The sequence below is a fragment of the Mesorhizobium sp. WSM1343 genome (assembly GCF_055901535.1).
Genome location: NZ_CM148370.1, coordinates 5,407,549 through 5,420,754 on the forward strand (window position 1 = coordinate 5,407,549; position 13,206 = coordinate 5,420,754).

Here is a 13,206-nt window from a genome sequence, read left to right on the forward strand (position 1 = left end):
CCACCAGAACGATAATGGGAGATTAAAATGGGACTGAGGAAAGCGTTTCTAAGACTAGCGACAATCGGGCTCAGCATCGGCCTGATGACATCGGCGGCGCTCGCCGCGAACCTTCGGGTACTGGCTTGGGACGGCTACGCCGATGCCGACTGGGTCAAGGACTTCACCGCCGCGACCGGCATCGGCGTCGATGTCGTCTTCATCGGCAGCGACGACGAGATCTGGGCCAAGATCAAGGGCAGCGAGGGCCAGGACTTCGACGTCTTTGCTGTCAACACCGCCCAGTTGCAGCGCTACATCAAGGCTGACCTGGTGTCGCCGATCGACGTCACCAAGCTCGCCAACCAGAAAGACGTGCTGCCGCGCTTCCGCGACCTGACGGCGGTCAGCGGCGTGACCAAGGACGGCAAGGTCTACGGCATTCCGTTCTGCTTCGACTCCATCGGCCTGATCTACGACACCGACAAGGTCAAGCCGGCGCCGACCTCGATGTCGGTTCTGTGGGACCCGGCCTACAAGGGCAAGGTGCTGGCGTATGATAATGGCGAGCACAATTTCTCGTTCACCGCACTGACGCTCGGCTACAAGGATCCGTTCAACCTCAACGAAGAGCAGATGGCTGCAGTCAAGGCCAAGCTGGTCGAACTCAAGCGCAACGTGCTCAGCTTCTACACCACCGCCGACGAGGCGCAGCAGATCTACCAGAACAATGATGTGGCCCTGATCTGGGCCAATTACGGCCAGCAGCAGGTCAAGGCGCTGCAGAAGATCGGCGCCCATGTCGCCTACGTCAATCCGAGCGAGGGCGCGCTTGCCTGGCTCGACAACTGGGTCATTTCCAAGGGTGTCCGTGATAATGCGGCAGCCGAGAAATGGATCGACTTCATGCTGAGCAAGAAGGTCGGCGGCGAGCTTTCCGAGCGTACCGGCTTCGGCAACACGGTGACGGAAACCGGCAGCGCCGGCGGCAACGACAAGCTGGTCTGGCTCAACAATGTCGAGGACCCACTCAAGCGTTCGGACATGTGGAACGAGGTCAAGGCAACGCCCTGATCTTTCCGCACCATGCCTTCGAAGGACCCGGCGGTCCGGAGTTCCGGACCGCCGAAGCGTATGCGAGAGTATTTCATGAACCAGAACACCGACCTCTTGACGCTGCGGTCCGTCTCGAAATCCTACGGCACGGTCCCCGTGCTGCACGACATCGACCTGTCGATCAAGGACGGTGAGTTCCTCACCGTTCTTGGACCCTCCGGCTCCGGCAAGACCACGGTGCTGCGGCTGATCGGCGGGCTGGAACCGCTGACGTCGGGCGAGATCCGCCTGGATGGGCAAGACATCAGCCGCATGCCGATCAACCGGCGGCCGTTCAACACCGTGTTTCAGGACTATGCGCTGTTCCCGCACCTGACCGTTTCCGGCAATGTCGGCTACGGGCTTTCGGTTCGCCATGTCCAGCGCAAGGAAATCGCGCGCCGAGTCGCGGAGGCGCTGGAACTGGTCCAGCTCGGGCGTTTCGCCGACCGCTTTCCGGCGCAGCTCTCCGGCGGCCAGCGCCAGCGCGTCGCACTCGCCCGTGCGCTGATCTGCCAGCCGCGCCTGATCCTGCTCGATGAGCCGCTCGCCGCACTCGACCTCGAACTGCGCCGGCAGATGCAGGTGTTCCTAAAGTCCATCCAGCGCGAAATCAGGACCACCTTCCTGTTCGTCACCCATGACCAGGAAGAAGCCATCGGCATGGCCGACCGGATCTGCGTCATGGAGGCCGGCCATATCCGCCAGCTCGGCACGCCGCACGACCTTTACTACAGACCGAATTGCGAATTCGTCGCGCGTTTCTTCGGCGAGAACAATCTGGTGGCCGGGAAACTCGGACCGGTCCAGGGCGAGCTGCGATCGATCGAGACGGCGCTCGGGCGCCTCATCTGTTCGATCAGCGACCAGCCGCATTTGAAAGCCGCAGCGGAAGGCGCCAGCGCTTACGCCGCGTTCCGTCCAGAAGCCTTGCACCTTGCGGATGCAAAGGACACCGACAACCGTTTTTCCGGCACGATCTCCGATCTGGCCTTTGCCGGCTCGTCGACCGTCGCCACCATCATGGCCGGCGCCGACAATGCCGCGCAGCGCTTGCGGCTGCGCGTGCCGAGCCGCGTCGACGGCAGCGCGCTCAAATCCGGCGAGGCTGTATCGCTTTCGTTTGCGCCGCATGAAGGCCATCTGGTGCTGGCATGAGCGAAGCCGGATCGACACTGCCTGCGGAAAGACGGCTGTCACTGCTGGTGACGGTGCTGGCGTTTGCCTTGCCGGTGGTCTTCGTCCTGGTGCCGCTGGCGATCTTCCTCGGCTACAGTTTCTTCAGCGTCGACCAGGGCACGATCGTCTACGGCTTGTCGCTGGGCAACTATGTCAGGTTCTTCACCGATCCGGTCTTTCTGCCGGTGTTCTGGAACACCATCGTGCTGTGCGTGTCGGTGGCCATCATCTGCATCCTGCTTGCCTATCCCGCCGCCTATTTCCTGACGACGCTGAAAGGCCGCTGGCGCTACGCCTTGCTGATGCTGCTGCTGGTGCCACTGTTGATGAGCTACGTCATCAAGATCTATGCGATCCGCAGCATCCTGGGCCTCAACGGCTTCCTCAACAAGGCGCTGGTGGCGCTTGGTATCCTGCAGGAACCGTCGACGCTTTTTGTGTTCAACATGAACGCCATCCTTTTGACGCTGACCCTGCTCCTGATCCCCTTCGCCATCCTGCCGATCTTCCTGTCGCTGGAGCGGATTCCGCAGGTGCTGCTGCGCGCATCCGACGATCTCGGCGCGAGCGGCTTGCAGACCTTCCTGCGCATCACCTTGCCGCTCAGCCTGCCCGGCGTCGCTTCGGCGGCGAGCTTCGTCTTCGTGCTGGCGATCGGCGATTTCCTGACGCCGCAAATGGTCGGCGGCATCAGCGGCTTCACCTTCGGCCGCATCCTCTACAGCCAGTTCGGCACGGCCTATAACTGGCCGTTCGGCGCGGCGCTGTCGGTGGCGCTGGCCGTCGTGGTGATCGCCGCAATCCTCGTCGGCGAACGCTTTGGCCGCAACCCGGGGACTTCGGTATGAGCGCCCTGCCCCGACTGTCCACGATCTTTCTGGCCGCGATCACGACACTGGTTGCGGTGCTGCTCTACAGCCCACTGTTCGTGCCGATCGTGTCGTCGTTCTTCACCATTTCGCATGGCTCCGTCGACTGGTCGTCGCCGACCCTGTCGACCTATGTGGCGCTGGCTGAAAACCACGACATATTGGTCGCTCTGCGCACGACGCTGATCGTCGGCGTCTGCACCGTCATCCTGTCGGTGGTCAGCGGAACGCTGCTGGCGCTCTATTATCATGGGCGCCGTTCCGGACGCTCGCTGCTGCAGTTCATCATCTTCCTGCCGTTCCTGATGCCGCCGATCATCAGCGGCCTGGCGCTGCTGATCTTCTTCCGCGAGATCGGCCTCGAACGCTCGCTGCTGACGGTCGTTATCGGCCATACGGTTTTCGTGTTGGCGATAGTCTACCGCACGGTACTGATGCGGCTGCAGTCGATGAGCCGCACGCTGGTTGAAGCGTCCTACGATCTCGGTGCCACGGGCTGGCAGACCTTCTGGCGCATCATCCTGCCGAACCTGTCGAGCGCCATGGTCGGCGGCGCCATCCTGGCCTTCGCCCTGTCATTCGACGAGACCATGATCACCATCCTGGTCACTGGCACGCAAAGCACGCTGCCGGTCAGGCTGTGGGCGATGATGCGGCTTGGCTTCTCACCCGATATCAATGCGCTGGTGGCGCTGATCCTGATGTTCACCGTGCTGCTCTGCGTGCTCGCCGCCCGCTTTCTCATCCCCAGGCAAGTTGCGACGGAACGGACGTGAGTGCCGGGCAAGAGCGCCGCAATGAGGCAGCCATATTCTTGGCCCGGCATCGATGCTGACATAATCGATGCCGGACCAAACGGAATGATGCTTACTGAAGCTTGGCCTGCAAGGCGTTGACATCGTCGGTGGTCATTTCACCGTCCGTCGCTACCTTGCCGTCGACGATCTTCCACAGCCGGAACGGGCCTGTGATGTCGCCATATTTATCGAAGGCGACCGGGCCGATGACGCCTTCGTAGCGGATCGGCTTGCCGTCCTTGATCAGGCCGAGCGCCTTGGCGAACTCTTCCTTGCCAGCAAAGATCGGCGTGCCGGCCGGATCGACCGCCTTGTACATCGCGTCCTTGATCTTGGCCGGGTCCTCAGAGCCGGCAATGGCGATGGCGAGGCCAACAATCGCGCCGGCGTCATAGGAACGGTCGGCTGCCGGATTGGTCGGTTCGATGCCGGAGAATTCCTTATAGTTCTTGGTGAAATACTCCGTCGAGGCCGTCGGGCTGGTGCCGGACGACGTGCCGTAGGCTTCCTTCAGATAATCGGCGCCGACGGATTCGATGAAGTCCGGGCTGTTCATGCCGTCATTGAGCAGGAATTTCTGCACGCCGCCCTGCGAGATCCAGGTGCGGGCGACCGTGGCGCCGTCGACCGGTGTGCTGACGAGGTAGAGACCGTCCGGTTCACCGGCCATTGCCGCGGTGACTTCGGAGGCATAGCTCGACTGCTTTTCATTGTAAGGCGTGTCGGAGACGATGGTGCCGCCGAGCGCTTTGTAGGCACGCGAGAATTCGGCCACCATGTTGACGCCGAAATCGTTGTTGACGTGGATGATCGACAGCTTCTTGAAACCCTTGTCGATGGCATATTTGGCGGCGGCGACACCCTGCAGCGCATCCGAGGTGATGGTGCGGAAGAAGATGCCGTTGGTCTTGCCGTCGCGGCCGAGCGCGGTCAGCGTCGGCGAGGACGATGCTGGCGAGACCTGGACGATCTTGGCTGGCGCGGTCACCGAGGTCAGGATCGGGATCGACACCGACGAGATGATGCCGCCGATGATGACCGGCACTTTCTTGACCTGCACAAGCTGAGTGGCGGCGTCGACCGCGATGTTGCCCTGGCTCTGGCTGTCGCGCGTGTCGGTGACGAGATCGCAGCCGCGCACCCCGCCGGCTCCGTTGATGTCGCGGAAGGCCATCTCGACCGACTTGGCGCCGGCCTGGCCGTATTCGCCGGCCGGGCCGGTCAGCTCCATGACGAGGCCGACGGTGATCTTGCAATCGGCGGCTTGCGCAGCACCCGCCATCGTGACGAGAGCGAGCGCTGTGGTGAGTTGGAGTATCGTCTTTGTCATTGTTGTTCCCCTTTCGTTACTCGACTGTATTTGAACTCTGGAGCTTGTTCAGCGTTCCGGCACCTGCAGCCAGGTTTCATGCAGATGTCGCCATTCGACGCCGTTGGGCGCCGATGAACTGGTCGTGAAGACGGCGCTCGATTGACGGCTGCTGTGCTTGCCTGCGCGCAGCTGCGCTTCGACATAGAGGACGACGATGGTATCCGCGTCCTGCCAGCCGGGCCGGATGTCCTCGATCGAAATGGCGAAACCATCGTCGCAGGAAGCACGGCTTGCGCGGACATGGTCGACGACCGCTTCGCGATCGAGGATCTGCCCGTCCGGCGCCACCATGCTGAGGTCCTTGCCCATGGCGCGTTCGAAGCGGCCGAAGTCCACCGTGTTGGCTCGCGCGGCGACGAACCAGTCGACGAAGAAGCGGTGCAGGTCGATGATTTCGGCGCTGGCGCGTGAAAACAGGGAGGGTTCGCCGCTCATTTCTTCCCCGCATTGAGGTTGTAATGCATGATCGAACCGTGGCGGCCGCGGCGGTCGCGTTCCAGCGTGTAGACGTCACCTTCGAGGCCGGTGCCTTGCGCGATGACGGCCGCAATCCGCTCCCGGTCCTCGGTGTCGAGCGCAACGTCCATGATTTTCGCATTGGCAATGGCGTGGGCCTGGTTGCGGGCGCCGACGATGACCGCCGCCACTTGCGGCTGCTCCAGCACCCAGGCGCTGGCGATGGTGGCGACGTCAACGCCGTGGCGGTCGCCAACGGCCTTCAACGCCTGCAGCAGGTGCTGGAACAGCTCCCAGCCGCCAAAATCGTCGATGATCAGCTTGTACTTGACCAGCGAGCGGTTTTCGAGCGGCGTGGCGGGCTCGGCCGCACCGAGCCATTTGTTGCTGAGGAAGCCGCCGGCGACTGAGCCATAGCAGAGGAAGCTGACGCCGTTCTGTTTTGCGAGCGCGGCCAGGCTGTTGCCCGGGCGCTGGTCGAGCACGGAATATTGCAGTTGCTGGCTGACCAGTGGGATGCCGGCAGCGAGTATCTCGGCGAGCCTTGGCGTGTCGAAATTGGTGGTGCCGAGATTGCGCACCTTGCCCTCCAACCGAAGCTCGTTGAGCCAGCCCATGGCATCGACATAGCGCGGCTGTTCATAGTCCCACCAATGGAACTGCACGAGATCGAGCCGCTCGGTCTTCAGCCGCCGCAATGACTGGTCGACGATGCCCCTGATGTAGTCGCGGCTGATACTGGCCAGCCGTTCGAGGTCGGGCACCAGCTTGGTGTGCACCTTCATCCTGGCCGCGACGTCGAGGCCGCGCTCGCTGGCCAGCCGCAGGCGCGCGGCACCGATCAGCTCCTCGACGCCGGTATAGATGTCGGCGCAATCATAGGTCCAGATGCCGGCATCGAAAGTGGCGATCAGATCGGCCACCGCCTGGCTGCGGTCAATGGCGCCGTGGCCGCCAGCCAGCTGCCAGCCGCCGCGAATGACGCGCGAGATGGTGTAGCCGGGGCCGAGTTCGAAGGTGTTTGCGGTCATCTCAGGTCATCCTCTTTCGGCAGCGGCACCGCCGTCGTCTCGGCGTGGCTGAACCGCCGCCTGGCCGCCCTGACGATCCGCAGCCGGCTGCCGCAATTGGGATCGGGACAAGCGATCTCGGCGTCCGAGGTCATCCAGTCGTTCGGGTGGGTCGGGCGCTGCTTGGCTGCCAGCAGCGGCAACACGGCGGCGATCGAATAGATCGAAAAACCCTGCCCTGCCGGCATCGACAGCATCTCGCCCTTGAGCTCGAAATAGTCGCCTTCCTTGGCGCCGCAATAGATAGGTTTGTCCTTGGGGATGATCGCCTCGACGCGAAGGTCGAACAGCTCGAAACCGTCGTCGGCCATGTCAGGCCTCCATCAGGCTGAAGGTGACATCGCAGGCGCCGTTGCGGCGGATGACACCGCACGCGGCGGCGAACCGGTCACGCTCTTCGACGCGCACCTGCGCCACCACACTGCCGGCCAGCCAGCCTATCGGGAACAAGAGCCGCGCGCCCTGCCCGTAGTAGAGGCCAATGTCGAAGATCGCATTGGGATTGCCGCCCCACATGCGTGACGGCACGTAGGACAGTACGATGTCGCCCGGCTGCGGGTTCAGCGTCGCGTTCTCGGCCGGCAACGGTTTTGCATAGGCCTGGCCCTCGAGGTCGGTTGATGGAACCGGACAGGAAATCTCAGGCCCCGTCCACATCGCATGGATGCCCGGAACAACGCGTGGCGTGCCGAGGTAGGCCAAGAGGAAGGCAGCGTTTTCCGGCGCCTTCTCGGGCAGCAGCAATGCCGTTACGGAAAGCTGCGAGCGCGGCTCGGTGATCCTGATGGCGGTCATGTCTGGTCTTTCGCGGCGGCGGCCTGCAACTTGCTGCGCAGGAAGGTGAAGGGTCGGCTGATGTCGGCGACCAGCGACTCGCGCGCCGCCTGCGCATCCTGCGTGGACAGCGCCGTGACGATGCGGCGGTGATATTGGGCGGTGTCGACCTCGCCGGCTTCCGAGAAGGCGTAGATGGCGACACGAATGCAGGGACCCGATTGCAGCCACAGGCTCTCGATCATCGGGATCAGCACGGCCGAACCGCAGGAGCGGTAAATCTCGAAATGAAAGCTCTGGTTGAGCGTCACTTCGCGGTCGACGTCCTTCTTGTGTTTCAAAGCCCGCATCTCGTCCCATTCGGCGAGGATGGTTTCGATGGTGGCGATCTGGCGCGGACCCATGCGGGCGGCGGCCAGCGCGATCGCCTCGCCCTCGATCAGGATGCGAGCCCGCAGGAGATCGTCGAGGCGTTCCAGCGTGATCGGCGGCACGCGCACCGAACGGTTGGGCAGCGCCTCCAGCGCCTTTTCCGTAATCAGCCGGCCGAGCGCCTCGCGCACCGGCATGGTCGAAGTGACCAGCGCATCGGCCAGGCCACGGATGGTCAGCACCTGGCTCGGCTCGAACAGACCGCCGATCAGGGCGCGACGCAATTCGGAATAGACGCGGTCCTGCACCGTTTCGCGACCGACCGGCGCAAGCTGGGCAGCGATTGCCTCGTTGTTCTTTTCGATGGCAGCCTTTTGCATGGAATTCCGTTCTTGGCCGGTTTTCGGCTTGCGGAGGAAATTAAAGCCGAATAGCGTGATCAAAGCAAGTGTGATCACAAATCATAATCAGGAGACGGCGACGATCGTCTTCGGCCAGAGGGTTTGATGAGCGAGGCAACCAAACGGCAAGGGGAAACCTGCGCGCCGGTTCTGACGGCAAGGAATGTCGTCAGGCGGTTCGGCGGCCTCATCGCAGTCAACGATGTCTCGTTCGACGTGAAAAAGGGAGAAATCCTCGGCCTGATCGGCCCCAACGGCGCCGGCAAGACGACGATGTTCGACCTGCTTGCCGGCAGCATATTGCCGACCAGCGGCGAGATCCTTCTCAACGGCACGCCTGTCTCGGGCGAAGCCGCACATCTGCGCATCGGTCGTGGCCTTGGCCGCACCTTCCAGATCCCGCGCCCGCTGCCCAATCTGACGTTGATCGAAAACATCATGCTGGCGGCACAGGGTCAGGCCGGCGAGAAGCTGCTCGCCAATTTCGTCACGCCATGGCGGGTGGCGGCGCAGGAAAGAGCGGCCAGGACCAAAGCGCTCGAACTTCTGGAACTCGTCACCCTCACCCACCTCGCGCGGGAGCCGGCGCGCGTGCTTTCCGGCGGCCAGCGCAAGTTGCTCGAACTTGCCCGGGTCATGATGGCCGACCCGGCGATCATCCTCCTCGACGAGCCGGCGGCCGGCGTCAATGCGACATTGCTGGAAGTGATCATCGATCGCATCCGCGACATCAACAGGCGCGGCATCACCTTCCTCTTGATCGAACACAACATCGACATGGTGACGCGGCTTTGCCACCGCGTCCTGGTCATGGCGAGCGGCCAGTTGCTCAGCGAAGGCACGGCTGAAGAAGTCGCCCGCGACCCGCGCGTCATCGAGGCCTATCTCGGAGGCACCGTATGAACGAGGCGGTTCTTGATGTCCGTAGTCTCGAAGCCGGCTACGAGCCCGGCGTGCCGATCGTGCGCGGCGCCTCGATCACGGTCGGCAAGGGCGAGATCGTTGTCGTGCTCGGCCCCAACGGCGCCGGCAAGTCGAGCTTCATCAAAGCGATCGCCGGCCTCGTCCCGATCACCGGCGGCACGGTGTTTCTGGACGGCAAGGACATCACCGCCGCGCCTGCCCACACTATGGTGCGGCTTGGGCTGGCCTTCGTGCCGCAGACCGAAAACATCTTTCCGCTGATGTCGGTCGAGGACAATCTCAAAGTCGCTTGTGGCATCCTCGAACGGCGCGAAATCCCCGGCCGCATCGAGGAGATGTATTCGGCTTTCCCCGATCTCGTCCGCCAGCGCCGCACCCCCGCCGGCAATTTGTCGGGCGGGCAGCGGCAGATGCTGGCCGTCGCGCGAGCGCTGATCGTACACCCCAAGGTGCTGGTGCTCGACGAGCCGTCGGCCGGCCTGTCGCCGAAATTCGTCTCGATGGTGTTCGAGATGCTGGCAAACATCCGCAAGTCCGGCGTCACCATCCTTTTGGTCGAGCAGAATGCCAAGGCGGCACTCGCCATCGGCGACCGCGCCTATGTGCTGGTCGAAGGCAAGGACCGGCACGAGGGCATCGCCTCCGAACTATGGAACGACCCGGTGGTCGCCGAACTCTATCTTGGCCAGCGCCCCCGTAAGGCCGACACAGGAGGTGCGGCATGAGCCTGCAATTTGTCGTCGACGGATTGCTGACGGGTTCGATGATCGGCCTCGGTGCCATCGGCGTGACGCTAACCTATTCGATCCTGCGCTTCTCGAACTTTGCCCATGGCGACTTCATGGCCTGGGGAACCTATGCGACGCTGGCCGTCGTCAGCGCCATCGGCGCGACATTCGGCAAGGTGGCGCCGATCGCACCGCTGTCCTTCGGCTGGCCGCTGATTGTCGCGCTGGTCGTCGGCATGGCGTTCACCGCTTTGCTGGCGCTGCTGCTCGACAGAGTGCTGTTTTCGCGGCTTCGCTCGCAAGGCCAGGCGATCATCGTGGTGATGGCGAGCTTCGGTGCCTCGATGGCGCTGAGAAGCCTGCTCGAATTCACTTTCACCTCGCGGCCGACCTATTTCAGCCGGGCAATCCAGATCGCCATGCCGGTCGGCTTCGGCATCCGCATCACGCCCGACCAGATCGCGCTTTTGCTGCTGACCGCGGTGCTGGTGCTCGGCGTGCATCTGTTGATGACGCGCACGCAGACGGGCCGCTCGATGCAGGCCTTGAGCCAGAACGCGGCACTGGCCCGAATCGTCGGCATCGATGTCGCCAGCGTGGTGCGCGTCACCTGGGTCATCGGCGGGGCGCTGGCCTGTGTCGCCGGCGTGATGATCGGCATTCTGGTGCAGATCCGCCCGTTCATGGGCTTCGACTTGCTGCTGCCGATGTTTGCCGCCGCCATTCTCGGCGGCATCGGCAGCATTCCCGGCGCCGTGCTCGGCGGCCTGATCATCGGGCTCGCCGAAGCCGGTGCCGTGCAGTTGATCGGCGCCGAGTGGCGCGCCGCCGTTTCCTTCATCATCCTGATGGCGGTGTTGTTCGTGCGGCCGATCGGCCTGTTTGGTGTGAGGGAACGCTGATGGACCTGCTCGGCTATGGCGCCTTCTTCCTGACCACCGCGCTGATCTTCTCGCTGGTCGCGCTGGGGCTCAATTTGCAATGGGGCCTGACCGGGCTGTTCAATGTCGGCCTTGCCGGCTTCGTCGCCATCGGCGCCTATACATCCGCGCTGCTGACAACACCGGACGATGCCGCGCGGCTTGGCGGCTTCGGCCTGCCGATCCTCGTCGGCTGGGCGGGCGCCATGGTCGTCGGCGGCATCGCCGCGGCCCTTACCGGCATGGCGACGCTGCGGCTCAGGTCCGACTACCTGGCGATCACCACCTTCGGCGTTGCCGTCGTCGTGCAACTGGTCGCGCTCAACGCGCAGAAACTGACCGGCGGCCCGTTCGGCATCGGCTTCATTCCGCGTCCCTTCGGCAGTCTTGCCGAGACGCCGCTGCTGTTCAACCTGTCAAATCTTGCCGTGGTCTCGGTCGTGACGCTGATCGCCTATCTCGCTTTGGAGCATCTGTCGCGCAGCCCATGGGGCCGCGTGCTGAAGGCGTTGCGGGAGGATGAGCGGGCGGCGGTTTCGCTTGGCAAGAGCGCGCGTTTCTATCGCGTCCAGGCCTTTGCCGTCGGCGGCGCCATCATGGCGCTGGCCGGCGCGCTGCAGGCGCATTTCACCGGCTTCATCGCGCCGGACAACTACCTGCCGATTCTGACCTTCCAGGTCTGGGTAATGCTGATCGTCGGCGGCTCGGGCAGCAATCTCGGCGCCGTCATCGGCAGCATCCTGGTGTGGGCGATATGGGCCGGATCTGGCACGCTGACAAGCATCCTGTTCCCGCCGGAACAGCAAGCGCGCGCCGCCGCGCTGCAGATCGCCGCGATCGGCGTCATGCTCTGCGTCATCCTGCTGATCCGGCCGAACGGCCTTTTCGGCGACAGGCCGCGGCGGCCGTGGTTTGGCAAGCGGGCGAAGGTAGCGACGGCCAAGAGCATCTCCCCGTCATGAATGCCGCGATCCGGCAGGAAGCGCGCGGCGCTACGCTCTGGCATGCCGTCAGCCGTAACCGTCGAGAGCGGCCGGCGCTGCAGAGCGGACTCGATGTCGACCTCGCCATCGTCGGCGGCGGCTTTTCCGGCCTTTCAACCGCGCTGCATGCGGCGGGCAAAGGCCTTTCCGTCGCCGTTCTCGAAGCCGAGTTCATCGCCTGGGGTGCGACCGGCAGGAATGCGGGCTTTGTCGTGCCGAACTTCGCCAAAATGGATCCAGTCGACATACTGGGCCATCTCGGACCGTCGCGCGGCGAAAGGCTGATCGATTTCGCCACCGGCAGCGCCGACCTGGTTTTCCGCCTGATCCGGCAGCATGGCATCGACTGCGACGCCGTGCAGAACGGATGGATCCAGCCGGCGCATTCGCCTGCCGCCTTCGAGAAGGTCAAATCACGTGCCGGGCAATGGGCGCAGCGTGGCCGGCCGGCAGTCACATTGGATCGGCAGGAAATCGAGAGACTGACCGGCGTGCCAGGCTATGTCGGCGGCTGGATGGATCGTTCCGGCGGCGTGCTCAATCCGGTCGTCTATGCGCGCGGGCTCGCCGATGCGGCGGAGAAAGCCGGTGCGAAGATCTTCGAGCAGACGCGCGTCACCTCGGTTGATCGGACAGCTGATGGCTGGATACTGAAAACGCCAGCGGGATCGGTACGCGCCGGCAAGGTGCTGATCGCCACCAACGCCTATGGCTGGTCCCTCAATCCGTCATTGCAGCGAACCTATTTCCCGCTGAAAGTCTTCCAGATCGCGACAGCACCATTGCCTCGTGAAGTACGCAGCCGGTTGCTTCCCGGCGGGCAAGGTGTCGGTGACACCAGACGCAATCTGTTCACCTTCCGCTTCGACGCCGAAAACCGGCTGATCAGCGGCGGCATGCATATCCTTGGCGCCGGTGCGGATACGCGCGTACCGCAGACGATCTGGCGAAGACTCGGCCGGCATCTCGATCTGCCCGATCTGCCGCCGCTTGCCTACAGCTGGTCGGGAATGGCAGCGGTCGAACCGGATTTCCTGCCGCACCTGATCGACCTTGGACCCAACCTGATCGCCGGCCGCGCCTGCAACGGCCGCGGCATCGCGATGATCACGGCGATGGGCAAGGTGCTGGCGGACTGGGCTGCTGGAACCGATGCCCGCGACCTGCCGCTGCCCTTCGCGGCGCCTGCGCCGATCCCGTTCCACGCCGTGCTGCGGCACGCGCCCAACATGCTGCTCGGCTGGAGCATGCTGCGCGACCGGCTGGACGGGACGAGCTAAGCCGACG

General features: G+C 63.8%; 15 protein-coding genes. 9 read left to right on the forward strand and 6 right to left on the reverse strand.

Going from position 1 to position 13,206, the window contains the following annotated elements; all coding sequences use genetic code 11:
• The first annotated feature begins 27 nt into the window (after nt 1-27).
• The 4 genes from AC0NIL_RS26485 to AC0NIL_RS26500 all read left to right on the forward strand — a co-directional run bounded on the left by AC0NIL_RS26485 (nt 28) and on the right by AC0NIL_RS26500 (nt 3,898).
• Nucleotides 28-1,053: an ABC transporter substrate-binding protein gene (locus AC0NIL_RS26485; protein ID WP_064995063.1), complete on the forward strand. Its 1,026-nt coding sequence runs from the start codon at nt 28-30 to the stop codon at nt 1,051-1,053.
• Between the two features lie 75 nt (nt 1,054-1,128).
• Nucleotides 1,129-2,232: an ABC transporter ATP-binding protein gene (locus AC0NIL_RS26490; protein ID WP_063167573.1), complete on the forward strand. Its 1,104-nt coding sequence runs from the start codon at nt 1,129-1,131 to the stop codon at nt 2,230-2,232.
• A complete protein-coding gene (locus tag AC0NIL_RS26495; RefSeq protein ID WP_063167572.1) occupies nt 2,229-3,101 on the forward strand; it encodes an ABC transporter permease in 873 nt (290 codons plus the stop codon). The genes AC0NIL_RS26490 and AC0NIL_RS26495 overlap by 4 nt, the downstream gene beginning before the upstream one ends.
• Nucleotides 3,098-3,898: an ABC transporter permease gene (locus AC0NIL_RS26500; protein ID WP_275953826.1), complete on the forward strand. Its 801-nt coding sequence runs from the start codon at nt 3,098-3,100 to the stop codon at nt 3,896-3,898. The genes AC0NIL_RS26495 and AC0NIL_RS26500 overlap by 4 nt, the downstream gene beginning before the upstream one ends.
• A 91-nt stretch (nt 3,899-3,989) precedes the next feature.
• Here the strand turns inward: AC0NIL_RS26500 and AC0NIL_RS26505 are convergent, their stop codons facing one another.
• From AC0NIL_RS26505 to AC0NIL_RS26530, 6 genes are read right to left on the reverse strand one after another with little or no spacing between them, the layout of a single operon-like run.
• Nucleotides 3,990-5,249 (reverse strand): ABC transporter substrate-binding protein, encoded by a 1,260-nt coding sequence (locus tag AC0NIL_RS26505; protein WP_013532975.1) that lies wholly within the window; start codon nt 5,247-5,249, stop codon nt 3,990-3,992.
• A gap of 48 nt (nt 5,250-5,297) precedes the next feature.
• Nucleotides 5,298-5,726, reverse strand: coding sequence for a hypothetical protein (locus AC0NIL_RS26510; RefSeq protein ID WP_275953827.1), 429 nt, complete (start codon nt 5,724-5,726; stop codon nt 5,298-5,300).
• Nucleotides 5,723-6,778 (reverse strand): aldo/keto reductase, encoded by a 1,056-nt coding sequence (locus tag AC0NIL_RS26515; RefSeq protein WP_275953828.1) that lies wholly within the window; start codon nt 6,776-6,778, stop codon nt 5,723-5,725. The genes AC0NIL_RS26510 and AC0NIL_RS26515 overlap by 4 nt, the downstream gene beginning before the upstream one ends.
• Nucleotides 6,775-7,128 carry a TIGR04076 family protein gene (locus AC0NIL_RS26520; protein ID WP_275953829.1) on the reverse strand — a complete coding sequence of 118 codons (354 nt, stop codon included), beginning with the start codon at nt 7,126-7,128 and terminating at the stop codon, nt 6,775-6,777. Before AC0NIL_RS26520 ends, AC0NIL_RS26515 begins: the two co-directional genes overlap by 4 nt.
• A gap of 1 nt (nt 7,129) precedes the next feature.
• Nucleotides 7,130-7,612, reverse strand: a complete 483-nt coding sequence (locus tag AC0NIL_RS26525) for a DUF3830 family protein (protein ID WP_275953830.1) — start codon at nt 7,610-7,612, stop codon at nt 7,130-7,132.
• Nucleotides 7,609-8,343: a GntR family transcriptional regulator gene (locus AC0NIL_RS26530; RefSeq protein WP_013532980.1), complete on the reverse strand. Its 735-nt coding sequence runs from the start codon at nt 8,341-8,343 to the stop codon at nt 7,609-7,611. The genes AC0NIL_RS26525 and AC0NIL_RS26530 overlap by 4 nt, the downstream gene beginning before the upstream one ends.
• 126 nt (nt 8,344-8,469) lie before the next feature.
• Here AC0NIL_RS26530 and AC0NIL_RS26535 point away from each other — a divergent pair, with 126 nt between their 5' ends.
• The 5 genes from AC0NIL_RS26535 to AC0NIL_RS26555 are packed head-to-tail and all read left to right on the forward strand — an operon-like array spanning nt 8,470 to nt 13,199.
• A complete protein-coding gene (locus AC0NIL_RS26535; RefSeq protein WP_473572746.1) occupies nt 8,470-9,267 on the forward strand; it encodes an ABC transporter ATP-binding protein in 798 nt (265 codons plus the stop codon).
• Nucleotides 9,264-10,013, forward strand: a complete 750-nt coding sequence (locus tag AC0NIL_RS26540; RefSeq protein ID WP_473572747.1) for an ABC transporter ATP-binding protein — start codon at nt 9,264-9,266, stop codon at nt 10,011-10,013. The genes AC0NIL_RS26535 and AC0NIL_RS26540 overlap by 4 nt, the downstream gene beginning before the upstream one ends.
• A complete protein-coding gene (locus tag AC0NIL_RS26545; RefSeq protein WP_473572748.1) occupies nt 10,010-10,918 on the forward strand; it encodes a branched-chain amino acid ABC transporter permease in 909 nt (302 codons plus the stop codon). The genes AC0NIL_RS26540 and AC0NIL_RS26545 overlap by 4 nt, the downstream gene beginning before the upstream one ends.
• Entirely contained in the window at nt 10,915-11,898 is a 984-nt protein-coding gene (locus AC0NIL_RS26550; protein ID WP_473572786.1) for a branched-chain amino acid ABC transporter permease, read from the forward strand. The genes AC0NIL_RS26545 and AC0NIL_RS26550 overlap by 4 nt, the downstream gene beginning before the upstream one ends.
• Nucleotides 11,895-13,199 (forward strand): NAD(P)/FAD-dependent oxidoreductase, encoded by a 1,305-nt coding sequence (locus AC0NIL_RS26555; protein WP_473572749.1) that lies wholly within the window; start codon nt 11,895-11,897, stop codon nt 13,197-13,199. Before AC0NIL_RS26550 ends, AC0NIL_RS26555 begins: the two co-directional genes overlap by 4 nt.
• The last annotated feature ends 7 nt before the right edge of the window (nt 13,200-13,206 follow it).

What these genes read in the sequence shown, in the direction of transcription:
- AC0NIL_RS26525 (WP_275953830.1), bottom strand. Translation starts at nt 7,612, where the DNA reads ATGACCGCCATCAGGATCACCGAGCCGCGCTCGCAGCTTTCCGTAACG.
- AC0NIL_RS26500 (WP_275953826.1), top strand. Translation starts at nt 3,098, where the DNA reads ATGAGCGCCCTGCCCCGACTGTCCACGATCTTTCTGGCCGCGATCACG.
- AC0NIL_RS26530 (WP_013532980.1), bottom strand. Translation starts at nt 8,343, where the DNA reads ATGCAAAAGGCTGCCATCGAAAAGAACAACGAGGCAATCGCTGCCCAG.
- AC0NIL_RS26535 (WP_473572746.1), top strand. Translation starts at nt 8,470, where the DNA reads ATGAGCGAGGCAACCAAACGGCAAGGGGAAACCTGCGCGCCGGTTCTG.
- AC0NIL_RS26545 (WP_473572748.1), top strand. Translation starts at nt 10,010, where the DNA reads ATGAGCCTGCAATTTGTCGTCGACGGATTGCTGACGGGTTCGATGATC.
- AC0NIL_RS26555 (WP_473572749.1), top strand. Translation starts at nt 11,895, where the DNA reads ATGAATGCCGCGATCCGGCAGGAAGCGCGCGGCGCTACGCTCTGGCAT.
- AC0NIL_RS26540 (WP_473572747.1), top strand. Translation starts at nt 9,264, where the DNA reads ATGAACGAGGCGGTTCTTGATGTCCGTAGTCTCGAAGCCGGCTACGAG.
- AC0NIL_RS26485 (WP_064995063.1), top strand. Translation starts at nt 28, where the DNA reads ATGGGACTGAGGAAAGCGTTTCTAAGACTAGCGACAATCGGGCTCAGC.
- AC0NIL_RS26520 (WP_275953829.1), bottom strand. Translation starts at nt 7,128, where the DNA reads ATGGCCGACGACGGTTTCGAGCTGTTCGACCTTCGCGTCGAGGCGATC.
- AC0NIL_RS26490 (WP_063167573.1), top strand. Translation starts at nt 1,129, where the DNA reads ATGAACCAGAACACCGACCTCTTGACGCTGCGGTCCGTCTCGAAATCC.
- AC0NIL_RS26510 (WP_275953827.1), bottom strand. Translation starts at nt 5,726, where the DNA reads ATGAGCGGCGAACCCTCCCTGTTTTCACGCGCCAGCGCCGAAATCATC.
- AC0NIL_RS26515 (WP_275953828.1), bottom strand. Translation starts at nt 6,778, where the DNA reads ATGACCGCAAACACCTTCGAACTCGGCCCCGGCTACACCATCTCGCGC.
- AC0NIL_RS26495 (WP_063167572.1), top strand. Translation starts at nt 2,229, where the DNA reads ATGAGCGAAGCCGGATCGACACTGCCTGCGGAAAGACGGCTGTCACTG.
- AC0NIL_RS26505 (WP_013532975.1), bottom strand. Translation starts at nt 5,249, where the DNA reads ATGACAAAGACGATACTCCAACTCACCACAGCGCTCGCTCTCGTCACG.